The sequence below is a fragment of the Methylobacterium sp. Leaf111 genome (genome assembly GCF_001423285.1).
Classification (GTDB): Bacteria; Pseudomonadota; Alphaproteobacteria; order Rhizobiales; family Beijerinckiaceae; genus Methylobacterium.
Genome location: NZ_LMNE01000019.1, coordinates 25,332 through 47,598, shown reverse-complemented (window position 1 = coordinate 47,598; position 22,267 = coordinate 25,332). Strand labels below are relative to the sequence as shown.

The window sequence follows — 22,267 nt, the reverse complement described above, 5'->3', positions numbered from 1 at the left end:
AGCGCCTGGAAGGTCTTCAGATACGTCGCCACCGCATGCAGCCGCGGGCCGAACGGCGTGCCGCGCGCCGCCTCCGGCACCGGCGCGACCACCCGCGCCTCGCAGGTCGGGCAGTRCACGGCCAACCGTCGATGCTGCGTCACGACCGGCGCCACCTCCGGCAACTCGATCCGCTCGGACACGCTCACGATCTCGGAGGGAAGATCGCCGTGCAGGGCGCCGCCGCAGCATGAACAGCGGTCGGGACGATTCTCGACAACCGCGTCGGGATCCTCGCTGATCGCCCGGCTATGCCCCTCGTGTCCCGGCTTCGCTCCGCCGGGTTTGGATTGCTCGCGCCGCTCTTTGCGGTCGGTCGCTGGCGGCTTCGAGGAGGTGCGNCGCCCGGCTATGCCCCTCGTGTCCCGGCTTCGCTCCGCCGGGTTTGGATTGCTCGCGCCGCTCTTTGCGGTCGGTCGCTGGCGGCTTCGAGGAGGTGCGCGAGGTCTTGTCCGGACGCTGCAGCCGCAGCACCAGCTCGATCAGCTCCTCGCGGCTCAACCGCTCAAGATCGCTGCGCCCCATCCCATGAAGGAATCAGCGAAATCCGACCCGCGCAAGGGCCTGGGTAATTGCNCTCGATCAGCTCCTCGCGGCTCAACCGCTCAAGATCGCTGCGCCCCATCCCATGAAGGAATCAGCGAAATCCGACCCGCGCAAGGGCCTGGGTAATTGCGGCGCAGGTCCATCAGGACCTGATGTCGCCCGCCAAGGCGTCCCTGTCCGTCGCCGACATCGCCCGCTCCTGGGGCTTCGTGCATATGGGCGACTTCGGCCAGCGCTATCGCTGCCAGTACGGCCGCACGCCGACGGAAACCCGCCGCACCGGCCGCGCCCTCTGAGGCGTCCGGAACGGCTTGGCGCCGGTGCCGGCTGCGAATCGGCCTTCGCCATCCATCGGAGCGGCGATCAGGCGTCTCTATCAGGATCGCGCGCGACCGTATCATGTTTGCGAAAGTTTGACAGTTTCAGTCATTTGATAGAATTTCAGTCAGCGTCATTTCGCCTGCAAGAGAACGCCGAAAACGCGATGGAGTTGCGGGGTAGACTTCGAATGTCTTGCGCGAAATTGATCGATATGGATCTGCGATCGCGGTCGTATCTGCTGCCGCAGCACAGTGCTGATAGTTCCACTCCTCTTTTGCAAGCCTCTCCTGATGTTGTCATCACACGTGTCGCCACATGCCATGTACTGAACCCACGCTTGCCTGGCTGGAAAACTTGAATCGGGACCGGACCGTCGCGCCGCGAGCCTTCCCCGAGGGAGCCGGTCCGGGCACAGGGGACGCGCCGCCCGCGTCGATCGCCATCGCCGATCCGACGGGCCTCGAGGACGAATTGCAGAGGCGTCTCGGCCAGATCGTGTTCTCGACCCTCTGCGAGGAGCTCGGCAGGTCGGCCCTGCTGTCGGTGGAGCGTGACATCGCCGCGACCGGGAGCCTGACGCCCGATCATCTCCGGGCCGCGCGAGCCCTGCTCAACTGGTCGATGTCCGATCTCGCCCTGGAGAGCGGCCTCTCGATCTCGACGATCAAGCGCATCGAACTGGAACCGCAGGACGTCGCCCGGCGCAGCTACCGCCTCGTGGTCGACACCCTGCGGGGCGGAGGCATCCGCTTCGTCACCCTCGACGGCGGCACGATCGCGGTGGCCAAGGCCAAGCGCACCACCCCGCCGGTATCCGCGCTTCCGGCACGGATTCCCGGCCACGCGGGCTGAGGCGCGGCGTCCCGCTCAGAACAGCGGGATGTCGTGATGCGCCAGCCCCGCATGCGGGGCCTGATGCGGGGCGACGTCGATGCCCGCGCCGGCATCGGTCCCGTCCGCGGGATCGCCGGTCTCGTGCAGTCGAGGCGCCGGGGCGCCGGCCATCATGGCCGTGGCCTCGACGCGCAGGTCGGCGGCCGGATCCCGCGGTCCCTGGCCCCCCTCTACGAACACGAAGCTGTCGGTGCCGGCTTCGCTCGCGAGCGAGCGGTGGGCATCACTGCCCGCGGGGTCCCCGTGCCCCTGCTGCCCACCGGCGTGGTGGTTGGGTCCGACCGGCGTGGCGGTGCCGTCCTCACCGGGGGGCGTCGTCGTGAGGGGCGGCGGCGTGGCGGAGGGAGGCGTGGCGGAGGGTGGCATGGGCGGTGTCGGCTCGGGCAAGACCGCCGCGTCGCCGGGGCCGTCATCGCGCAGGATGCCGTCATCGTGCATGACCTGGCCGGGCAGAACGCCCTCGGTGTCGACGCCGATGAGATCGAACTTGGCGACGTAGCTTCCCATCCCGGCCGCCTCGGCCTTGGCGTGGACATCGGCGACCTTCTGCGCCCCGGTCACGTACTCGATCGCGACGACGTCCTTGCCGGCATCCTGGGCGATCTTCAACTGGTCGAGGCTCGCCTGCGTCTCGGCGGCGGGCCGCTTCGCGGAGCCGTCATCGTTGTAGAACAGGTTCTCCTTGAACAACCCGTCGATGCTGTCGACGTAGGCTTTGTCCGTCAGCAGGTCCTCCGCTCCGTTGACCCAGACCTTGAAGGTCGGGGCCTGGGCCTTGGCATAGGCGCTCAACGCCTGGACCAGCGTCCGCATCGCGCCGGCGGCGTCGCCCCCGGGCGCATGCGCCTGGCTCCAGGGCAATTCGAACGCATCGACCACGTCGAAGTAGATGCCGTCATAGCCCGCCTGGACCATCCGATCGATGGCGGCTTCGGCGACGGCCTTCCACTCCGGCGTCCAGTAGGCGACTTCGAAATCGCCCGCCCAGTTCGGGTCCTCGGGTCCGAGGGCTCCGCTCGGGATCGTGGCGAAGTAGTCCCGGTAGGCCTCGGCCTCCCCGAGGCTGAAATAGCCGAGGAGCAGGGCCTGGCCCGGGCCGCCGCCCATCTGCTGCACCTCGGCCGGCGTGAACATCCGCCCGTCATCGGTGTAGGCCTCGACCACCTTCACGTCGAACGGAGCAGCCGCGATCACCGCCGGATCGACGCCTTGCAGGACATACATGGCCGTCTTGGGCATCGCCGTGCCTCCCTGGGGTTTTTCCGAGATCTCGGATGGTGATGCGTCAGGGCGTGCGCGCGCCGGGCCCCTTCGGGTCTCGGGATCGGGCGCCCCGTGGCCGGCGTCCTAGTCGGTGGGGGCCAGATCGTCCGCGGACCAGGTCTCACGGATGTTGCCCACGTCGATCTCGTAGGCTTCGCCCAGGTTCCAGACGCCCACGACGGCTCCCACGCGGCCATCGGGCAGGCGTACCAGGTCGAGATGGATGAAGGGGGAAGGGGTCACGGGCGCGTCCTCCAGCGTCTTCGCCCACGGATTACGCCCTCTTCGAACCCGAATATCAGTTCGTGCGGCGACGCCGGGGCGATCAATACGGATGACAATTGATATAGATATTTCTTCCTGCCGTATTGGTATAGCGTTGATCTTAGACGTTTATGGGATTGGCGTCAAAACATGCTGTTCCGGGGGGGCGACCGCTGCGCCTGAATGCGTTCGGCCTCCGGCGTCCCGCCCGGCCGGTTCAGACCGGCGGCGTGTGGCGGAAGCGGGCCGCGATGGGGCACTGGGATGTATTCCACGGCAATCAACAGCATCGTTGTCTGTTGATCTTTGTAAAGTCAAGTTCCAGCCACAATCATGGAGAAGGCTAGGTCTCCGGCTGTTTCAGTGGAGGCTGGCATGACAGTGACGATCTTTGACCCTCTGACTGGGAAGATGGTGACGATCACGCTGCCCGACTGGCGATAGGCCGAGGGCTCTGTCGAGCGGACGTCACCCGGAAGGGGCGCGCCCGTCCCGGGTGGGCCGGGAGCGCGATGGGCGGTCCCTACTCTGCCGCCTCGCTGTAGGAGTCCACCGGCGGGCAGGCGCAGACGAGGTTGCGGTCGCCGTAGGCGTTGTCGACCCGGTTGATCGGGGGCCAGTATTTGTCCATCCCCAGGCTTCCGCTCGGGAAACAGGCCGCCTCGCGGGAATAGGGGCGTTCCCAGGCTCCCACGAGGTCCCGCACCGTGTGGGGCGCGTGCTTCAGGGGATTGTTGGCCCTGTCCATCCGCCCGTCCTCGATGGCGCGGATTTCCTCGCGGATCGCCAGCATGGCCTCGCAGAAGCGGTCGATCTCGCCCTTGGTCTCGGATTCGGTGGGCTCGATCATCAGGGTGCCGGCCACCGGCCAGGACATGGTCGGCGGGTGGAAGCCGCAATCGATCAGGCGCTTGGCGATGTCCTCGACGCTGACACCCGCGCTCTTCTGGAACGGCCGCACGTCGATGATGCACTCGTGCGCCACCCGGCCCTGGGCGCCTGAATACAGCACCGGGTAGGCGCCCTTCAGCCGGGCCGCGATGTAGTTGGCGTTCAGGATGGCGATGCGGGTCGCCTGGGTCAGGCCGCGCCCGCCCATGAGGAGGCAGTAGCTCCAGGAGATCGGCAGGATCGAGGCCGAGCCGTAGGGCGCCGCCGAGACCGCACCCGCCTCTCCGGTGCGCGGGTCGGAGGGCAGGAACGGGATCAGGTGCGCCTTGACGCCGATCGGTCCCATGCCGGGGCCGCCCCCGCCATGGGGGATGCAGAAGGTCTTGTGCAGGTTGAGATGGCTGACGTCGGCCCCGATATCGCCGGGGCGGGCGAGGCCCACCAGGGCGTTCAGGTTGGCCCCGTCGAGGTAGACCTGTCCGCCGTGGCCGTGGACGATGTCGCAGATCGCGCGCACCTGCACCTCGAACACCCCGTGGGTCGACGGATAGGTGATCATGCAGGCGGCGAGCGTCTCGGAATGCAACTCGGCCTTCCGGCGGAAATCGTCGAGGTCGACGTTGCCCTGCGCGTCGGCGCCCACCACCACGACGCTCATACCGCACATCTGCGCCGAGGCCGGGTTGGTGCCGTGGGCCGAGGACGGGATCAGGCAGACGGTCCGGTGCGCGTCGCCCCGCGCGCGGTGATAGGCCCGGATGGCCAGGAGCCCGGCATACTCGCCCTGAGCCCCGGAATTCGGCTGCATCGAGATCGCGTCGTAGCCGGTGATGGCGCAGAGCTTCTCGGACAGGTCGTCGATGAGCGCCCGGTAGCCCAGCGCCTGGTCCGCCGGGACGAAGGGGTGGATCTCGGCGAATTCCGGCCAGGAGACGGGGAGCATCTCGGCGGTGGCGTTGAGCTTCATCGTGCAGGAGCCGAGTGGGATCATCGCCCGGTCCAGCGCCAGGTCCCGGTCGGCGAGGCGGCGCATGTAGCGCGTCATCTCGCTCTCGGCCCGGTTCATGTGGAAGATCGGGTGCGTCAGGTAGGGGGAGGTCCGCACCAGCGCGGCGGGCAGGCGGTGCTCCGGCCAGGCCTCGTCATAGGCCGGGTCCTTCGCCCCGAAGGCGCGCCAGACGGCCTGGAGGATGTCGGGCCGGGTGCGCTCGTCCACCGTGATGCCGATGCGGTCGTCGCCCACTGTCCGCAGGTTGACGCCGTTGGCCACCGCCTGTCCGAGGATGAGGCCCTGGAAGGCGCCGACCCGCACGGTGATCGTGTCGAAGAAGTGCTCCGGCTCCACCGTGAAGCCGAGGGCCTCCAGCCCGGCGGCGAGGCGCACGGCGTCGCGATGGACCCGGGCCGCGATGGCCTTCAGCCCGCGCGGGCCGTGGAAGACCGTGTACATGCCGGCGATGACCGCGAGCAGCACCTGCGCGGTGCAGATGTTCGAGGTCGCCTTCTCGCGGCGGATGTGCTGCTCGCGCGTCTGGAGCGCGAGGCGGTAGGCGCGGTTGCCGCGGGCATCCACCGAGACCCCGACGAGGCGGCCCGGCAGGGTGCGCTTGTGCGCGTCCCGGGTCGCCATGTAGGCGGCGTGCGGCCCGCCATAGCCCATCGGCACGCCGTAGCGCTGCATTGAGCCGACGGCGATGTCCGCGCCCATCTCGCCCGGCGATGTGAGCAGCGTCAGTGCCAGGGGGTCGGCCGCCACCACCGCGACCGCGCCGGCCGCGTGCAGGTCGGCGATGGGCCGGGTCAGGTCGTGGATGCCGCCGCAGACGCCGGGATACTGGAAGATCGCCCCGAAGACCTGGGCGGGGTCGAGGTCCTTGGCCGGATCGCCGACCACGACGGTCCAGCCCAGCGGCGCGGCGCGGGTGCGCAGCACCGCGATGGTCTGGGGCAGGCACTCGGCATCGACGAAGAACGCGGTCCGGCCCGTGCCGGCAATGCGCTGCGCCATGCCCATGGCTTCCGCCGCGGCGGTGGCCTCGTCGAGCAGCGAGGCGTTGGCGATGTCGAGGCCGGTCAGGTCGCAGACCAGGGTCTGGAAGTTCAGGAGCGCCTCGAGCCGGCCCTGGCTGATCTCAGGCTGGTAGGGCGAGTAGGCGGTGTACCAGGCCGGGTTCTCGAAGATGTTGCGCTGGATCACCGGCGGCATGGTGGTGCCGTGGTAGCCTTGCCCGATCAGCGAGACGAGGAGCCGGTTCTTGTCGGCGATGCCCCGCATGTGCTCGATCACCCGGCGCTCGGTCATGGCGACCCCGAAATTGAGGCGCTCCTCCTGCCGGATGTCGGCCGGCAGGGTCTCGTCCATCAGGGCATGCAGGCTCTCGGCGCCGACGACGCCGAGCATCGCCTCGATTTCCTGTGTCGTCGGGCCGATGTGGCGGCGGTTGGCGAAGTCGTAGGGGTCGTAGCGGTCGGTGGTCATGGGGGACCTCGGATTGTAAATGATCTGGACTGTGCCGTCGCATCCCTTCTCCCCTCAGCGGGAGAAGGTGGCCCGCGCAGCGGGTCGGATGAGGGAAGCGCCGTATCCGGAGAGGTTGCTCCCTCTCCCGCCCACTCCGTGGGCACCCTCCCCCGCTGGGGGGGGAGGGTAAGCGGCGGCGCTACTTCGCGAACTCGGCGTAGGCGGCCGCGTCCATCAGCCCCTCGAGGCTGGCCGGATCGTCGAGGCGTATGCGGTAGAGCCACCCGGCGCCCTGCGGGTCGGTGCCCACGCTGGACGGGTCGGCCACGGCCGCCTCGTTGACCTCGGTGACCTCGCCGGAGACCGGCGCATAGACGTCCGAGGCCGCCTTGACGGACTCGACCACCGCCGCGGCCTCGCCCTTGGCCAGCTTCGCGCCGACCTTCGGCAACTCGATGAAGACGAGGTCGCCGAGCTGTTCGGCGGCGTGGGCGGTGATGCCCACCGTGGCGACGTCGCCGGTGCAATCCAGCCACTCGTGCTCGTCCGTGAACTTCCGCATCGCTTTCTCCTGGTTGTTGGCAAAGGGGGGGACGGAACGGGCCCGATCAGGCGCGCTTGAAGCCTGCCGGAACGAAGGGAAGAGCCGAGACCGCGACGGCGAGGCGCTTGCCGCGCACCTCGGCGAAGACGCGGGTGCCGGGGGCGGCGAGGGCGGCCGGCAGGTAGCCCATGGCGATGGGGGCCTGCAGGCTCGGCCCGAAACCGCCGGACGTCACCTGGCCGACCGCCGCGCCGGTCTCGTCTGCGAAGAGCGGCGCGTCGGCCCGCACGGGGGTGGGCCCCTCGGGGCGCAGGCCGACGCGCTTGCGCGCCGGGCCGGCCTCCAGAGCGTCGAGGATGCGCCCCGCGCCGGGAAAGCCGCCGGCCCGGATCCCGCCACGGCGGCGCACGTTCGGAATGGCCCAGGACAGGCCGGCCTCCACCGGGTCGATGCCGGGGTGGATATCGTTGCCGTGCAGGCACAGCCCGGCCTCGAGGCGCAGGGAATCGCGGGCGCCGAGCCCGACCGGCAGCACGTCCGGATCGGCGAGCAGCGCCTCGGCCAGGGCCTCCGCCCTGTCCTCCGGTACCGAGATCTCGAAGCCGTCCTCGCCGGTATAGCCGGAGCGTGTGACGATGGCGGAGGCGCCCAGCAGCCCGAGCATCCGCACGTCCATGAAGCGCATCCCGGCCACCTCCGGTGCGAGGCGCGCCAGGGCCGCCTCCGCGCCCGGCCCCTGCAGGGCGACGAGGGCGCGGGCCAGCACGGTCACCGTGCAGGTGTCGGAGAGATTCGCGCGGAGATAGGCCGCGTCGTCGACCTTGTTGGCGGCGTTGACCACGACGAAGAGGCTGTCGCCGCAATGGGCGACCATGAGGTCGTCGCGGATGCCGCCCGACGCATCGAGGAGGAGCCCGTAGCGCTGGCGGCCCGGCTTCAGGCCCAGGACATCGATGGGCAGGAGGGTTTCCAGGGCGCGCGCCGCGTCGCCCACATCGCCCGAGTGCGGGGTGAGCCGGATCTGGCCCATATGCGACACGTCGAACAGGCCGGCCTGGGCCCGCGTGTGCAGGTGCTCCTTGAGCAGGCCGGCCGGGTACTGCACCGGCATGGCGTAGCCTGCGAAGGGGACCATGCGGCCGCCATGACGCAGGTGCAGGGCATGCAGGGGTGTGCGGGCAACATCAGGGGACATCGGATCACTCCACGACGAACAGCCTCCGGAAGCTCGACTGAGCGTGTCCGGCTGCCCCCATCTGTCGCGGTTACCTGAGAGCTTCTCCCCGACCGCGGCTGCGGTCCGGGATTTCTCCTTCGGTGGGCGCCATCAGGCGCCTCTCTCCAGATTGTCCGACGGTACGGTGATTGTGCCTGAGAGTTTCCGGGGGTGGTTGCTCCGTCGGCGCCATGGTTCGAAGGCTTCGCTCTGTGAAACGCTCGACCTGGGCTCTCCCGTATCGTCCTTGATGACTCGGTCAGGGTTTCACATTGCACTGCGTCAGGCAAGGCGCCCTGCCCGGCCGGCGCGTTACGCTTTGTCCGATCCGTCAGTCCGGGCATGGCCTGGCGTCGACTTCGGGAACCGCGACGACTCGGGCTCGATTCCTCCAGCATGCCGATCGCATCAGGGCACGACCTCGCCGGCCCCCGCCCCCGCCGGACCCGCTCTTCAAAGTCCGTACCGGCCGCGATCGATCCTGCCCTGACGGACAAGGCGTTGGCGATCCATGCTCGCCTCTGCCCGGTCTACGGCTGCCCGATCCCCTACTTCCACAGCCTTGACCCATTGAGCGAACTCGTCTCCTCGCTCCTCTCCCACCGAACCCGCAACGCGGAGTCCGGCCGCGCCTTCAAGGCCCTGCGGGAGCGCTACCCCGACTGGGACCGGATGCTGGCCGCCCCCGTCTCCGAGATCGAGGCGACCATCGCCGGGGTGACCTGGCCCGAGCTGAAGGCGCCGCGACTGCAGGCGATCCTCTCCGCCGTGCAGGCGCGCCACGGCGCGCTCACCCTCGACTTCCTGAAGGACATGGCGGTGGAGGAGGCCCGGGCCTGGCTCGAGGCGATTCCCGGGGTCGGGCCGAAGACAAGTGCGGCGGTGCTCTCCTTCAGCATCCTGCGGATGCCCGCCCTGCCGGTGGACAGCCACCACCACCGGGTCGCCCAGCGCACCGGGCTGATCGGTCCCCGCGTCGATGTCGGGCCGTCCCACCCGATCCTGCGGGCACAGCTGCCCGCCGACTGGAGCGCGCAGGCCCTCTACGACAACCACGAGGTGCTGATGCTGCACGGGCAGAAGGTCTGTCACCACCGCAATCCCGCCTGCACCCGCTGCGTGCTCCTCGACCTCTGTCCCGAAGGTCAGGGTCGGACGGGGACCGGGGGCGCGATCCGCGAGCCCTAACGACCCCGGTCGTCCCGCGCCGACGCCCCCGTGCGATCGTCGGGGGTTTTCGCGAAGCCTTGACCGGTTCCGGCTCGGCGTCCAGAAACTGGCGCTCGGCTGCACGGGATCGACGTCCGCGGCCGCTCTCCCGCAATCCGCACGAGGACCCCGCCGCGATGACCGCGTTCAAGGAACTGGTGTTCTCGGGCGTACAGCCGACCGGGAACCTGCATCTCGGCAACTATCTCGGCGCCATCAAGCGCTTCGTCGAGATGCAGGCGCGCGATGCGCAGTGCCTCTACTGCGTCGTCGACCTGCACGCGATCACCCTGTGGCAGGACCCGGCCGCGCTGAAGGGCCAGATCCGCGAGGTCACCGCCGCGTTCCTCGCCGCCGGTATCGACCCGACGCGCTCGATCGTCTTCAACCAGAGCCAGGTGCCCCAGCACGCCGAACTCGCCTGGATCTTCAACTGCGTCGCGCGGCTCGGTTGGCTCAACCGCATGACCCAGTTCAAGGACAAGGCCGGCAAGGACCGGGAGAACGCCTCGATCGGCCTCTACGACTATCCCGTACTGATGGCGGCCGACATCCTGGCCTATCGCGCCACCCACGTGCCCGTGGGCGAGGACCAGAAGCAGCACCTCGAACTGACCCGCGACATCGCCCAGAAGTTCAACAACGATTTTTCGCAGTCGATCGCCGCCCATGGGCACGACGAAGGGGCCGGCTTCTTCCCCGTCACCGAGCCCCTGATCGGCGGGCCGGCGGCGCGCGTCATGAGCTTGCGCGACGGCACCAAGAAGATGTCGAAGTCGGACGCCTCCGACAATTCGCGGATCAACCTGACGGACGATGCCGACGCGATCGCTGCCAAGGTGCGCAAGGCCAAGACCGACCCGGACGCCCTCCCCTCCGAGGTGGCGGGCCTGGCCGGTCGGCCCGAGGCCGACAACCTGGTGGGTATCTTCGCCGCCCTGAAGGACGTCACGCGCGAGGAGGTCCTGCGCGACTTCGGCGGCGCCCAGTTCTCGGCTTTCAAGGGCGCCCTGGTCGAGCTCGCGGTCGAAACCCTGGCGCCCCTCGGCACCGAGATGAAGCGCCTCGTGGCCGACCCAGCCGAGATCGATGCGGTGCTCGCCGACGGCGCCGAGCGCGCCGAGGCCATCGCGGCGCCGACCCTCGACGCCGTCAAGGACATCGTCGGATTCGTCCGCCGCGGGCCGCGTCTGCGGATGGTCCCCTGACGAGTGAGGCGATCCGGCCTCCCACAGGGCCGGCTTTGGGAGACGCACGATGTCCGACTGGAACCCCGCCCTCTACACCCGCTTCGAGGACGAGCGCACGCGTCCGGCGGCCGAACTCCTCGCCCAGGTTCCGCTCGCGGCGCCGCGCCTCGCCTACGATCTCGGCTGTGGCCCCGGAAATTCCACAGCGCTGATCGCGGCCCGCTTCCCCGAGGCCGAGGTGATCGGCCTCGACACCTCCCCGGCCATGCTGGAGCGGGCCCGCGAGCGCCTGCCCGGCCTCTCCTTCGCGCTGGCGGACGCGGCGACCTGGCAGCCGGACCGGGCGCCGGACCTGATCTACGCCAATGCCGTGCTGCAATGGCTACCCGACCACCCGGTGCTGCTACCCCGTCTCTTCGGCCTCCTGGCACCCGGCGGCGTTCTCGCCGTACAGATGCCCGACAACCTCGCTGAGCCGTCGCACCGCCTGATGCGCATGGTGGCGGAAACCGGCCCCTGGGCAGCGGCGATCGGCGACCCGGCCGTGGCCGGCCGGCTTGGGCGCATGCTGGAACCGGCCGGCTATTACGATCTGCTGGCGCCGCGCGCCGCCGAGGTGAATGTCTGGCGCACTGCCTATCACCACCGGATGGCAGATGCGTCCGCCATTGTCGAATGGGTCCGCGCCACGGGTTTGCGACCCTTCCTCGACCCGCTCACGCCCGACGAAGAGGCCGGGTTCCTCACAGCCTACACGGCGGCGATCGCGGAGGGGTATCCACCCCGCCGTGACGGACGGCGACTGCTCGCATTCCCTCGGGTGTTCATCGTCGCGCGACGCGCGGGCTAGAGCATTTTCAAGCGAGGTGGATTCCGGCTCGCGTGAAGACAATGCGACCACACAATAGATTTGGGCGATTTCGGTGATCCTGAGATTACCGAAATTGCCCTGACGCCGCGCCGGTTCAGCTCTCGCCGCGCGCGACCCGGGCCTCGTACTCGGGCAACTCGATCTGGCCTTCCCGTGCGACGCGGGCCTTGTCCTCCTCGGGGATGACGTCGGCGACCATGTCGAGGCGCTTCCAGAGGGCGAGCGGCGTCTCCTTGTCGGGGGTGGGCACGTACCGGTTCTGCGCCACCTTCTGGTACTTGTGGATGTAGCGCGGGCAGTTGACCCAGGCCTTCGTGACCTCGACGCGGACGAGGTACTTGGCTTCCGTGTATTCGGCCATCAGGGGATCGTCGCGCAGCATCCGGGCATGGCCCTGGACGCGGACCCGGTGCGGGGTCTCGAAGTCGATGAACAGCAGCCCGACCTTCGACTGCCCCTCGATGTTGCCCATCGAGTACCACATGCCGTTGCCGTCGAAGCCCGGGAACACCAGCGTGTTGCCGTCGAGCACCTTCACGAAGCCGGGGTTGCCGCCCTTGTAGGAGACGGTCGGCATGCCGTCGGGATCGACAGTGGAGAGAAAGAACATGTCCCGGCTGCCGATGAAGGCGGCTTCGGTCTCGCCGATCCTGTCCTGGACCCAGCCCGTGTCCAGGCGCTCGGCGAGCTTGACGGTTTTGAACTCTTCCTGCAGCGCGCGATGCGCGTCAGAGTAGAGCGATGCCATGGGGGTCCTCCGCGTTTCGGCTGCTCTCGTCCGGGCCGCCGTTGCCCGAGATGATCGCGGGAAACCCGTCTGAGCACAACAGGCGACGCGGCTCCGTCGTGTCCGAGCGCGCGCGGTGTGGCCCCGGGACCGCGCATCAAAGAGCCGGCGCCGCTCTCGCGACGCCGGCGCCCTCCGTCAGGGGAGGCCGGACGATGCCGGCCTCCCCGATCCCGACCTCAGTTCTTGGCCTTGTCGACCAGGGCCTTCTCGGAGATCCACGGCATCATGCCGCGCAGCTTGGCGCCGACCTCCTCGATCGGGTGAGCGGCGAGCTTGGCGCGGGTGGCCTTGAACGAGGTCTGGCCGACCTTGTTCTCCAGCATCCAGTCGCGGGTGAACTTGCCCGACTGGATGTCGTTGAGGACGCGCTTCATCTCGGCCTTGGTCTCGGGCGTGACGATGCGGGGGCCCGTGACGTACTCGCCGTACTCGGCGGTGTTCGAGATCGAGTAGTTCATGTTGGCGATGCCGCCCTCGTAGATGAGGTCTACGATGAGCTTCACCTCGTGCAGGCACTCGAAATAGGCCATCTCGGGGGCGTAGCCGCCCTCGACCAGGGTCTCGAAGCCGGCCTTGATCAGCTCGACGAGGCCGCCGCAGAGCACGGCCTGCTCGCCGAACAGGTCGGTCTCACACTCTTCCTTGAAGGTGGTCTCGATGATGCCGGCCCGGCCGCCGCCGTTGGCCGAGGCGTAGGACAGGCCGAGGTCGTGGGCGTTGCCCGAAGCGTCCTGCGCGATGGCGATCAGGGTCGGCACGCCGCCGCCCTTCAGGTACTCGCCGCGCACGGTGTGGCCGGGGCCCTTCGGGGCGACCATGAGCACGTCGAGGTCCTTGCGGGGCTCGATCAGGTTGAAGTGCACGTTGAGGCCGTGGGCGAACAGGAGGGCGGCGCCCTGCTTCATGTTCGGCTCCAGGGACTCCTTGTAGATGTCGCCCTGGAGCTCGTCCGGGGTCAGCATCATGACGACGTCGGCCTGCTTGGCGGCCTCGGCCACCGACATCACCGTGAAGCCCTCGTGCTCCGCCTTCTTGGCGGTGGCCGAGCCCTCGCGCAGGGCGATGACGATGTCCTTGACGCCCGAATCGCGCAGGTTGAGCGCGTGGGCATGACCCTGGCTGCCGTAGCCGACGATGACGACCTTCTTGCCCTTGATCAGGTTGAGGTCGGCGTCACGATCGTAATAGACCCGCATGGCGGTACCTTCTCTTTTCTCTCGATTGGGCATGAAATCGGCATGAGTGCGCTCCGGCGCCCTCATCTGAAACGACATCCGCGCGGCCGTGCGATCGCGGAGCTTTTAGCGAGGCGATCCCCTTGACGGAAGGGGCATTGTCGCATGCCCCTTCCTTTGCCGCCCCTGTGCCGCGTTCAGGCCGGCAGTTTGAGGCCTTCGCGGGCGAAGACCGCCTGCACGGCGGGGCGCGCGGCCATGGCCCGGGCATGGGCCGTCCAGGCCGGGAAGCGCTCGGCCATGTCGAAGCCGAGCGCCGGACCCCGGCCCCAGGTCCAGAACAGCAGCAGGTAGGGATCGGCGATGCTGTAGGCCTCGCCGACGGCCCAGCCGCCGTTGGAGAGCTTGACCTCGGTCATCGTGAACAGGTCGCCGCAGGTCTCGGCGCCCCTGGCCTGGATGCCCGGGAAGGCCGTTTCGTCGTTCGAGTACCGCTCGGCCCGGCGGATATGCGCGTAGGCAATGTGGTGGCCGGTGGAGAGCCAGCCGAGCCACTCGTCGACCCGGGCCTGGTCGCGCGGATCCTGCGGCCACAGGCCGGCTTCGGGATGCGCGCGCGCGATGTGGCGCAGGATCGCGGTGTTCTCCGTGAGCACCCAGTCGCCCTCTGCCAGCGCCGGGACCCGGCCGCGCTCGTTGACGGCAAGGTAGGTGGGCGCCCGCTGGTCGCCCTTGGCGAGGTCGAGCCGTACCGTCTCGTAGGGTGCGCCGGTCTCCTCGAGGGCGATATGGGAGGCGAGCGAGCAGGCGCCGGGGGCGTAGTAGAGCGTGGTCATGTGATCTCTGGAGCGTTCCAGGTGATGCCGATCAACGTCGCGAGCGTCCCGCGAACCTCGGTAAGGACAGAGTTCGGCACGGAGCCGATGGACCGGCGGATGCGTACGTTCCCGTCGATCGAGCGGACCCCATCGACCAGAACGGCTCCCGCGATGCCAGACCTTGGGACCTACATCGGCTCGGCGCCGCGTCCCATCGCGGCGATGCCGGTGCGGGAGATCTCCACGAGGCCGATCACCGTCATCAGGCCGATGAAGCGGTCGATCTCCTCCGTGGTGCCGGTGACCTCGAACACGAAGGAGTTCAGGGTTGCGTCCAGGGTCTTGGCGCCGAAGGCCGCCGCGAGGGTCAGCGATTCGGTGCGGTGCTCGCCGGTGCCCGCCACCTTGACGAGGCAGAGTTCGCGCTCGAGGGCCTTGCCCTGGAGCGTGAGGTCGACGACCCGGTGCACCGGCACGAGTCGGTCGAGCTGCGCCTTGATCTGCTGGATCACCGCATCGGTGCCGGCGGTGACGATGGTGATGCGGGAGAGGTGGCGCGCGACCTCGGTCTCCGACACCGTCAGGCTCTCGATGTTGTAGCCCCGTCCCGAGAACATCCCCGAGATCCGGGCGAGCACGCCGGGCTCGTTGTCGACGATGACGGCCAGGGTGTGCCGGTTGATCGGCTCGACCCGGCCGGCATCGGGATAGTGCGTGTTCATGGCGTTCATGGCGTGCCCCGGACCTTCGTCTGCGATGGCGTGTCTTGAGTGGCCCGGCGGGGCCGATCGGAAAAGGACCGGGCGCGCGGCGCCCGATCCGGATGCGTCAGGATGGGTCCGGAGGCTCAGACCAGCATCTTGCCCTCTTCGGAGATGACGTCCCCGATCTCGACCCCGGTCTCGCCGAGGTAGTCGGACAGCAGCATCTCGTTGTGCGCCTTGCCCGACGGGATCATCGGGAAGCAGTTCTCCTTCTTGTCGACGACGCAGTCGAAGACGACCGGGCCGTCATAGTCGAGCATCTCGGCGATCGCCGCGTCGAGGTCGCCCGGCTTCTCGCAGCGGATGCCCTTGGCGCCGTAGGCCTCGGCCAGCTTCACGAAGTCCGGCAGGCTCTCGGAGTAGCTCTGCGAGTAGCGCGAGCCGTGCAGCAGCTCCTGCCACTGGCGCACCATGCCCATGTACTCGTTGTTCAGGATGAAGATCTTGACCGGCAGGCGGTACTGAACCGCCGTGGACAGCTCCTGCATGTTCATCAGGATCGAAGCCTCGCCGGCGATGTCGATGACGAGCCCGTCCGGGTGGGCGAGCTGCGTGCCGATGGCCGCCGGCAGGCCGTAGCCCATGGTGCCGAGGCCGCCGGAGGTCATCCAGCGATTCGGCTCGTCGAACTTGAAGTACTGCGCCGCCCACATCTGGTGCTGGCCGACCTCGGTGGTGACGTAGGTCTCCCGGTCCTTGCAGGCCTCGTAGAGGCGCTGGACGGCGTATTGCGGCTTGATGATCGTGCCCGACGGCCAGTAGGCGAGGCAGTCGCGCGCCTTCCAGGTGCGGATCTTGGTCCACCAATCCTCCAGGCGGGCCGTGTCCGGCTGGCGCGGCAGCGCCTTCCAGGCGACGAGCATGTCTTCCAGCACCGAGCCGCAATCGCCGACGATCCCGACATCGACCTTGACGACCTTGTTGATCGAGGAGGCATCGATATCGACGTGGATCTTCTTCGAGAACGGCGCGAAGGCGTCGAGGCGGCCGGTGATGCGGTCGTCGAAGCGCGCGCCGATGCAGACCATGACGTCGCATTCGTGCATCGCCAGGTTCGCCTCGTAGGTCCCGTGCATGCCGAGCATGCCGAGGAACTTGTCGTCCGAGGCCGGGAAGGCGCCCAGGCCCATCAGGGTCGAGGTGACGGGAAAGCCGGTCTCGGCGGCGAGCCTGCGCAGCAGGGCCGAGGCGTGCGGTCCGGCATTGATGACGCCGCCGCCGGTGTACAGGATCGGCCGGCGGGCGGAGGCCATCAGCTCGACGGCCGCCCGGATCTGAGCCGCATCGCCCTTGAAGGCCGGCTTGTAGGTCTTGTGGCCGTTCTGGGTCGGACGCTCGTAGACGCCCGACGCGAACTGCACGTCCTTCGGCAGGTCGATGACGACCGGGCCGGGCCGGCCGTTGGCGGCGACGTAGAAAGCCTCGTGCAGGATGCGGGGCAGATCGTCGATCGATTTGACCAGGTAGTTGTGCTTCGTGCAGTGGCGCGTGATGCCGACCGTGTCGCACTCCTGGAAGGCGTCCGTTCCGATCAGGTGCGTGGGAACCTGGCCGGTGATGCAGACGAGCGGGATCGAATCGAGCAGCGCGTCGGTCAGGCCGGTGATGATGTTGGTGGCGCCGGGTCCCGATGTGACCAGAACGCAGCCGACCTTGCCGGACGAGCGCGCATAGCCCTCGGCCGCATGGACGGCGCCCTGCTCATGGCGCACCAGGATGTGCTTGAGGGTCTCCTGGTGGAAGAGCGCGTCGTAGATCGGCAGCACCGCGCCGCCGGGATACCCGAACAGCGTGTCGACACCCTGATCCTGAAACGCCCGGATGACCATTTCGGCCCCGGTCATGACCTCGCCGCCCATCGTCCTGCTCCTTGAAACTGTCTGTGCTGTTCGTGTCGTCCGGCGCGTCGCGGCAATAAAAAAGGGCCCCGAGGGACCCTGCATGCGCCACCATTCGGATCGCGGACCCTGTTGTCAGGTCCGCCCCGTCGGTGGCGCTTCCGTTACGATAAGGATGGCACGCATCGCGTCGTTGTCCGCCTCGTTCGTCCGCCCGACAAGGCGAATCGAAAATCGTGTGGGGTGTCTTACCGAAGGCGGCGACACCGGTCAACGCCGGGGCGCACGATCTTGCCGGTTCCGGCGTCGCACGTTCCTGGGCAACGGGCCCAGACAACGGACGCCGGATCACTCGACCGGAACTTCCCCGAGGATGGCGCCGGTCTTCGGGTCCGCATCGAACCGCATCCGTCGTCCGTCCTTGATCCCCTCGCCGTCCCAGTGTCCGTCATCGGCTTCAAGCTTGGTGATCTCGCTGTAACCCGCATTCTTCAGGGCCTGCTTCGCCTGAGCCGGGGTGAGCCAATTGGCGCTCGGAACCTCGGCCCGGGCCATCCCGGCGATCGCGAGGAGAACGAGGGTCAGGGCGGCGGTACGGACGGTCTGGGCGGGTCGGGACATGTGAGGACTCCTGGGATGAGAGGTCCCGGCGGGCGCAGGCGCGCGGGGTCTCACTATATTAGGGCGGAGGGCCGGCGCCGCGAGGGCGCGACCTCGGCCGAGGCCACGGATTCGTGTTTGCTCCCCGCCGCATCGCCGTCCTATCAAGGCCCAGGTCCGATGTCGGATCGCGTCCGGTCCCCGCCCGTCCACAAGGATCCCTGCCCCTGTCCGAGACCAGCGCCTTCCTCCTCCTGGACGTGGCGGGCGTCGCCTGCGCGCTCGCGCGCACGTCGGTGAGCGAGGTGCTGCCGCTGCCGGACCTGCACGCGCCGCCGGCCGGGGGTGGACCGTTCGCGGGCTTCCTCAATCTCGGAGGCCGCCCGGTGCCCGTGGTCGACCTCGCCCGGCTCCTCGGCCTGCGCACGGACGCCGCGCGCCGCGACGCCGAAGAGGCCTACCGGCACATCCTCCTCGATGCGCCGCGGGGCATCGGTTTCCTGGTCGACCGCGTCGAGGACCTGATCACGGTGGAGGCGGCGGCGCTCCGCCCGGTCGCGGCGGAGCGGACCCTCAACGGCTGCGTCGTCGCCGAGATCGCCCGGGATGACGGCCTGGTCCACGTGCTCGGCCTGGCCCACCTCCTCACGGCGGAGGAGCGGGCCCGCCTGTCGGCCCTGACCGATGCGGCGGCCGAGCGCCTCGCCGCCCTGTCGGCCGTCTGACCCGGCCGCCACCCGGTATGCAGCAACCATGACGCGTCCGCCGCGCTCAGGCCCGGAGGTCGATCCGGGCTTTCCGGCCCTCAAGGCCCGGATCATCGCCCGCACCGGCCATCACTACTATGCCGACAAGGACGACCTCCTGTTCGACCGCCTGCGCAAACGCTTCCGGGCGCTCGGGCTCGCGGATGCGACGGCCTATGCCGCCTGCCTCGACGACCGCCTGACCGGCGGTCCGGAATGGGCCGCGCTGGAGGCCGAGATCACCATCGGCGAGACGTTCTTCTTCCGCTACGCCGAACAGTTCGCGGCCCTGCGCACCACCATCCTGCCCGCCCTGATCGCCGCCCGCGCACCCGAGCGTACCCTCCGGGTCTGGAGCGCCGGCTGCTCCACCGGAGCCGAGCCCTACTCGATCGCCATCCTGCTGCACGAACTTCTGGGAACCGCCCTGCCGGAGTGGCGGGTCTCGATCCTGGGCACCGACATCAGCACGGCCGCCCTCGAGACCGCGCGGGCGGGGATCTACGGCCGCTGGGCGCTGCGGACCCTGCCCCTCGGCGAGCGCCTGCGCTACTTCGTGCCCGGCCCGGCCGTCGCGGGACCCGGCCGCGACGGCACCTACGCCCTGCGGCCGGAATTCCGCCGGATGGTGCGCTTCGAGCGGCGCAACCTGATGGACCTCCTCGACGTCCGCACCGCACAGCCCCTGGCGGAGTTCGACCTCGTCCTCTGCCGCAACGTGCTCATCTACTTTGAGGCCGAGGTCGTGCTCGGCATCGTGCGCGCCCTCGGCCGGCGCCTGACCCCCGAGGGCTGGCTCCTGATCGGGCATGCCGAGCCGAACCCGGCCATCGCGGCGATGCTGGAACCCGTGAACCTGCCCGGAACCGTCGCCTATCGGCCACGGGGCGCCGGCGCCCCGGTCCTCCCTCCGCCGCCCTGGGTCCCGAAGTTCGTCCCCGAGCCCGCCCCGGTCGCCCCGCCCATGCCGGCCATCGGGCAGCCGGAGGCGGCCGAGTTCGGCTCGTCCAAATCCGACCTGCCCGACCCGACCCTGCTCGACCTCCCCGAGCCCCCCGGCGCGGATGCGGTGGAGCCCCCGGACCCTTCGGTGCGACCGGACGAACCGGCCCGCATCCGGGCCCTGGCCGATGCCGGCGAGACCGCGGAGGCCTGGCGGGCGGTCCGGGCGGCGATCCGCGCTGCGCCGACCGATCCCGTCCTGCACTACTATGACGGCCTCCTCGCCCACAGCCTCGGGCGCGAGGCCGAGGCCGAGCGGGCCTGGCGCGGTGCGCTCTACCTCGACCGCACCTTCGTCATGGCGCATTACCAGCTCGGCTTGCTGATGATCGGCCTCGGCCGGCGGGCGGACGCGGTGCGGGCCCTCGACAACGCGATCCGTCTGGCCCAATCCCTGGCGCCGGATGCGGTGGTGGCCGAGGGCGACGGGCTCGGCCCGCACGAGATCGCGCGCAGCGCCGCCCTTGCCCGTGCCGGCGTGACAGGAGAAGGGCCGTGACGCAGACCCGGGCCGAAGCCCCCGCCGCCCGCCTGAAGGCCCTGCGCGCCGAGCGCTCCCGCCTGCTCGCCGGGCGTGGACGGGGGACGGCTGAGGCCGCCGGGCCTTCGCGGGCCGTTCTCGTCTGCGCCTGCGGCGACGACCGCTTCGCCCTCGCCCTCGCCCAGGTGGCCCAGGTGCTGCCGGCCCGGCCGGTGACCCCCCTCCCCGGTGCCCCGGCGGCGGTCCTCGGGCTCATCGCCATCTCCGGCCGGGTCGTCAGCCTGATCGCCCTCGCCCGCGCCCTCGGACGCGGCGCCGCGGCGCCCGGTGACGAGGGCCACGTGGTCCTCGTGCGGGGCGCGGGGGTTCCGGTGGCGCTCGCCGTCGACCGCGTCCTCGGTGTCGCCGAAATCGCCGAGGCGACGGACGTTCCGGCCCTCGCCGAGGCCGGTTTGAGCACGGAGGCGGTTTCGGGGTATGCCCCGCCCGGCGCCGGACCGGACGGGGAACCCGGGTTCGTCATCGTCGATCTGCCGCGTCTCCTGCGCCGGTACCTGCCGTGACCGTCCCTGCCGCGCTGCCGCGCCAGCGGTGAGCCTTCTTCGTACTGCCGAGACCCGGGGCCGTCCTGCCTCGGTCCCGCTCGAATTCCCGGAGCCTGGAGCCCCTCGTGTCGATCTCGATCGGAAAACGCATCCTCCTCGGCTTCGTCGCCATCACCATCGTCATCGTAGCGCTCGGCTTCTATGCCCTGGGGCAGATCGGCGTGGTGCGCGACACGACCGACGGCATCGTCACCCGCGACCTGACGGTGGCGCGCCAGCTCGACGATCTCGCCAACAAGGCCCGCGACATGGGCCTCCAGCGCCGCAACGCCATCATCGCGCTGCTGATGCGGGCGCGGGGCGGCCCGGAGCGGGATGATGGCTCCGCCTCCTGGCGCCGGTCCGCCGCCGAGGCCGAGGCGATCCTCGCCGAACTCGTGCGCGCGACGGACAGCTACCGGGCCCGGTCGGCTTCCGAAGAGCGCAGTCTCGCCTGGCGCAAGGTGAACGGCATCGCCATCGAGGCAGTGGCCGAACTGCGCGAGCTGCGCAGTGCGAGCGAGGCGCAATTCGCCGCGATCGCCGCCAAGGACGTGGACGGTGTCGAGGCCCGCAACGAGGCGTTGAACCGAAGCCAGGAGCTGTTCCTCAGCGACATCGAGCGCACCCGCAGCGCCCTTGACGAGGGTATCGCCGCCGGCCAGCGCAGCGTGGCCGATCTCTACGAGCGCAGCCGCCTCTCCATCCTGCTCACGCTGGGCGCCTGCATCGTTCTCAGCATCCTCATCACCCTGCTGATCAGCCGGGCCGTGGTGCGGCCTCTCGAGGCGGTGATGGCCTTCGCCGAGCGCGTCGGCGAGGGCGACCTCTCGGGGACCCTCGAGGCCCGGGGCAAGGACGAGATCGGCCGTCTCGGCCGCACCCTGAACCGCATGGTGGCGGGTCTGGCCGACCTCGCCCGGACCAACCGGGCCGCGACCTCGGACCTCAACGCGGCGGCGGCCGAGATCCGCGCCTCCGCCCAGGAGCAGGCGGCCAGCGTCGAGGAGCAGTTCGCCGCCGTGCAGGAGACCGCCGCCACGGTCGACGAGATCACCCATTCCGGCGCGCAGATCGGCAAGCGGGCCGGCGAGGTCATCGCCACGGCCCAGTCGACGGCCCAGACCTCCCGCGCCGGCCTGCGCGCGGTGGCCGACACCGCGCGGGCGATGGATTCGATCCGCGAGCAGGCCGAGGCGGTGGCCGGCAACATCGTCGCCCTCTCCGAGAAGACCCAGGCGATCGGCGACATCATCACCACCGTCAACGACATCTCGGAACGCACCCATCTCCTGGCGCTGAACGCCGCCATCGAGGCGGCGGCGGCCGGTGAGAGCGGGCGCAGCTTCGCGGTGGTCGCCTCGGAGATGAAGCTCCTGGCCGATCAGGCGAAGGCGGCCACCGGGCAGGTCCGGACGATCCTCGGCGAGATCCAGCGCGGCATCAACACCTCGGTCATGCTCACCGAGGAGGCGGTCAAGCGCGCCGCCGCGGGCAAGGCTCGCTCCGACACCACCCAGCGGACCATCGAGGAGATCACCGCCCGGGTCGAGGAGAGCGTCCAGACCTTCCAGCAGATCGTCGCCTCGACGAACCAGCAGCAGCTCGGCATCGAGCAGGTGATGGGCGCCCTGCAGAACATCCGCCAGGCGAGCCAGCAGACGGCGGCCGGCACCCGCGAGGTCGAGGCGGCCTCCGCCAACCTCACCGAACTCGCCCAAGCCCTGATGACGCTCGCCGAGCGCTACCGGCACTGAGCG

At 69.5% G+C, this 22,267-nt stretch carries 19 protein-coding genes, 3 pseudogenes and 1 riboswitch; of the genes and pseudogenes, 9 read left to right on the top strand and 13 right to left on the bottom strand.

Annotation, left to right across the window (positions count from 1 at the left end; genetic code table 11):
• Together ASF41_RS23755 and ASF41_RS24820 are read right to left on the bottom strand one after the other, a co-directional pair.
• Positions 1-380 (bottom strand): annotated as a pseudogene (locus tag ASF41_RS23755) (IS66 family transposase zinc-finger binding domain-containing protein); the annotation flags it as partial.
• 1 nt (position 381) lies between these two features.
• A pseudogene (locus ASF41_RS24820) lies at positions 382-564 on the bottom strand (IS66 family transposase); the annotation flags it as partial.
• Positions 565-692: 128 nt separating this feature from the next.
• Here ASF41_RS24820 and ASF41_RS23750 point away from each other — a divergent pair.
• Both ASF41_RS23750 and ASF41_RS12410 read left to right on the top strand, forming a co-directional pair.
• Positions 693-881 (top strand): annotated as a pseudogene (locus ASF41_RS23750) (helix-turn-helix domain-containing protein); the annotation flags it as partial.
• 379 nt (positions 882-1,260) lie between these two features.
• Positions 1,261-1,758, top strand: coding sequence for a helix-turn-helix transcriptional regulator (locus ASF41_RS12410; RefSeq protein ID WP_056493586.1), 498 nt, complete (start codon positions 1,261-1,263; stop codon positions 1,756-1,758).
• 15 nt (positions 1,759-1,773) lie between these two features.
• Here ASF41_RS12410 and ASF41_RS25615 read toward each other — a convergent pair whose 3' ends face one another.
• The 5 genes from ASF41_RS25615 to gcvT all read right to left on the bottom strand — a co-directional run bounded on the left by ASF41_RS25615 (position 1,774) and on the right by gcvT (position 8,418).
• Positions 1,774-3,039 carry an endo alpha-1,4 polygalactosaminidase gene (locus ASF41_RS25615; RefSeq protein ID WP_056493584.1) on the bottom strand — a complete coding sequence of 422 codons (1,266 nt, stop codon included), beginning with the start codon at positions 3,037-3,039 and terminating at the stop codon, positions 1,774-1,776.
• 108 nt (positions 3,040-3,147) lie between these two features.
• Positions 3,148-3,306: a hypothetical protein gene (locus ASF41_RS24810; protein WP_156375565.1), complete on the bottom strand. Its 159-nt coding sequence runs from the start codon at positions 3,304-3,306 to the stop codon at positions 3,148-3,150.
• 544 nt (positions 3,307-3,850) lie between these two features.
• A complete protein-coding gene (gene gcvP / locus ASF41_RS12400) occupies positions 3,851-6,697 on the bottom strand; it encodes an aminomethyl-transferring glycine dehydrogenase (protein ID WP_056493582.1) in 2,847 nt (948 codons plus the stop codon).
• Between the two features lie 181 nt (positions 6,698-6,878).
• A complete protein-coding gene (gene gcvH / locus ASF41_RS12395; protein WP_056348376.1) occupies positions 6,879-7,241 on the bottom strand; it encodes a glycine cleavage system protein GcvH in 363 nt (120 codons plus the stop codon).
• A gap of 46 nt (positions 7,242-7,287) precedes the next feature.
• On the bottom strand, positions 7,288-8,418 hold the full coding sequence (gene gcvT / locus ASF41_RS12390) for a glycine cleavage system aminomethyltransferase GcvT (RefSeq protein WP_056493579.1): 1,131 nt from the start codon (positions 8,416-8,418) through the stop codon (positions 7,288-7,290).
• Positions 8,419-8,469: 51 nt separating this feature from the next.
• A riboswitch (glycine riboswitch) is annotated at positions 8,470-8,578 on the bottom strand.
• Positions 8,579-8,835: 257 nt separating this feature from the next.
• Between gcvT and nth the strand changes: the two genes are divergently transcribed.
• The 3 genes from nth (at position 8,836) to tam (ending at position 11,688) form a co-directional block, all read left to right on the top strand.
• Positions 8,836-9,627, top strand: coding sequence for an endonuclease III (nth, locus tag ASF41_RS12385; protein ID WP_056493576.1), 792 nt, complete (start codon positions 8,836-8,838; stop codon positions 9,625-9,627).
• Positions 9,628-9,785: 158 nt separating this feature from the next.
• The gene (trpS, locus tag ASF41_RS12380; protein ID WP_056493572.1) at positions 9,786-10,856 is read left to right on the top strand and encodes a tryptophan--tRNA ligase; all 1,071 of its coding nucleotides are present in this window, start codon (positions 9,786-9,788) and stop codon (positions 10,854-10,856) included.
• Positions 10,857-10,905: 49 nt separating this feature from the next.
• On the top strand, positions 10,906-11,688 hold the full coding sequence (gene tam, locus ASF41_RS12375; RefSeq protein WP_056493569.1) for a trans-aconitate 2-methyltransferase: 783 nt from the start codon (positions 10,906-10,908) through the stop codon (positions 11,686-11,688).
• Between the two features lie 115 nt (positions 11,689-11,803).
• Here the strand turns inward: tam and ASF41_RS12370 are convergent, their stop codons facing one another.
• The 6 genes from ASF41_RS12370 to ASF41_RS12345 form a co-directional block, all read right to left on the bottom strand.
• Entirely contained in the window at positions 11,804-12,457 is a 654-nt protein-coding gene (locus ASF41_RS12370) for a pyridoxamine 5'-phosphate oxidase family protein (RefSeq protein ID WP_056219939.1), read from the bottom strand.
• 218 nt (positions 12,458-12,675) lie between these two features.
• A complete protein-coding gene (ilvC, locus tag ASF41_RS12365; protein WP_056219936.1) occupies positions 12,676-13,695 on the bottom strand; it encodes a ketol-acid reductoisomerase in 1,020 nt (339 codons plus the stop codon).
• Between the two features lie 176 nt (positions 13,696-13,871).
• Complete coding sequence (locus ASF41_RS12360; RefSeq protein ID WP_056219933.1) at positions 13,872-14,510, bottom strand: glutathione S-transferase family protein; 639 nt, start codon at positions 14,508-14,510, stop codon at positions 13,872-13,874.
• Between the two features lie 170 nt (positions 14,511-14,680).
• Positions 14,681-15,223, bottom strand: coding sequence for an acetolactate synthase small subunit (gene ilvN / locus ASF41_RS12355; RefSeq protein ID WP_056183565.1), 543 nt, complete (start codon positions 15,221-15,223; stop codon positions 14,681-14,683).
• Between the two features lie 116 nt (positions 15,224-15,339).
• Positions 15,340-17,115, bottom strand: a complete 1,776-nt coding sequence (locus tag ASF41_RS12350) for an acetolactate synthase 3 large subunit (RefSeq protein ID WP_056493567.1) — start codon at positions 17,113-17,115, stop codon at positions 15,340-15,342.
• A gap of 327 nt (positions 17,116-17,442) precedes the next feature.
• On the bottom strand, positions 17,443-17,715 hold the full coding sequence (locus tag ASF41_RS12345; RefSeq protein ID WP_056493564.1) for a PepSY domain-containing protein: 273 nt from the start codon (positions 17,713-17,715) through the stop codon (positions 17,443-17,445).
• A gap of 113 nt (positions 17,716-17,828) precedes the next feature.
• Here ASF41_RS12345 and ASF41_RS12340 point away from each other — a divergent pair, with 113 nt between their 5' ends.
• From ASF41_RS12340 to ASF41_RS12325, 4 genes are all read left to right on the top strand, one after another.
• On the top strand, positions 17,829-18,419 hold the full coding sequence (locus ASF41_RS12340) for a chemotaxis protein CheW (RefSeq protein WP_407067278.1): 591 nt from the start codon (positions 17,829-17,831) through the stop codon (positions 18,417-18,419).
• A 28-nt stretch (positions 18,420-18,447) separates the two neighbouring features.
• Complete coding sequence (locus tag ASF41_RS12335) at positions 18,448-19,941, top strand: protein-glutamate O-methyltransferase CheR (RefSeq protein WP_056493561.1); 1,494 nt, start codon at positions 18,448-18,450, stop codon at positions 19,939-19,941.
• A complete protein-coding gene (locus ASF41_RS12330) occupies positions 19,938-20,486 on the top strand; it encodes a chemotaxis protein CheW (protein ID WP_056493558.1) in 549 nt (182 codons plus the stop codon). The genes ASF41_RS12335 and ASF41_RS12330 overlap by 4 nt, the downstream gene beginning before the upstream one ends.
• 107 nt (positions 20,487-20,593) lie before the next feature.
• Positions 20,594-22,264, top strand: coding sequence for a methyl-accepting chemotaxis protein (locus tag ASF41_RS12325; protein ID WP_056219916.1), 1,671 nt, complete (start codon positions 20,594-20,596; stop codon positions 22,262-22,264).
• Positions 22,265-22,267: the final 3 nt, after the last annotated feature.

Coding starts and splice junctions, on each gene's coding strand:
- ASF41_RS25615 (WP_056493584.1), bottom strand. CDS start 3,039: ATGCCCAAGACGGCCATGTATGTCCTGCAAGGCGTCGATCCGGCGGTG.
- gcvP (WP_056493582.1), bottom strand. CDS start 6,697: ATGACCACCGACCGCTACGACCCCTACGACTTCGCCAACCGCCGCCAC.
- gcvH (WP_056348376.1), bottom strand. CDS start 7,241: ATGCGGAAGTTCACGGACGAGCACGAGTGGCTGGATTGCACCGGCGAC.
- gcvT (WP_056493579.1), bottom strand. CDS start 8,418: ATGTCCCCTGATGTTGCCCGCACACCCCTGCATGCCCTGCACCTGCGT.
- nth (WP_056493576.1), top strand. CDS start 8,836: ATGCCGATCGCATCAGGGCACGACCTCGCCGGCCCCCGCCCCCGCCGG.
- trpS (WP_056493572.1), top strand. CDS start 9,786: ATGACCGCGTTCAAGGAACTGGTGTTCTCGGGCGTACAGCCGACCGGG.
- tam (WP_056493569.1), top strand. CDS start 10,906: ATGTCCGACTGGAACCCCGCCCTCTACACCCGCTTCGAGGACGAGCGC.
- ASF41_RS12370 (WP_056219939.1), bottom strand. CDS start 12,457: ATGGCATCGCTCTACTCTGACGCGCATCGCGCGCTGCAGGAAGAGTTC.
- ilvC (WP_056219936.1), bottom strand. CDS start 13,695: ATGCGGGTCTATTACGATCGTGACGCCGACCTCAACCTGATCAAGGGC.
- ASF41_RS12360 (WP_056219933.1), bottom strand. CDS start 14,510: ATGACCACGCTCTACTACGCCCCCGGCGCCTGCTCGCTCGCCTCCCAT.
- ilvN (WP_056183565.1), bottom strand. CDS start 15,223: ATGAACGCCATGAACACGCACTATCCCGATGCCGGCCGGGTCGAGCCG.
- ASF41_RS12350 (WP_056493567.1), bottom strand. CDS start 17,115: ATGGGCGGCGAGGTCATGACCGGGGCCGAAATGGTCATCCGGGCGTTT.
- ASF41_RS12345 (WP_056493564.1), bottom strand. CDS start 17,715: ATGTCCCGACCCGCCCAGACCGTCCGTACCGCCGCCCTGACCCTCGTT.
- ASF41_RS12335 (WP_056493561.1), top strand. CDS start 18,448: ATGACGCGTCCGCCGCGCTCAGGCCCGGAGGTCGATCCGGGCTTTCCG.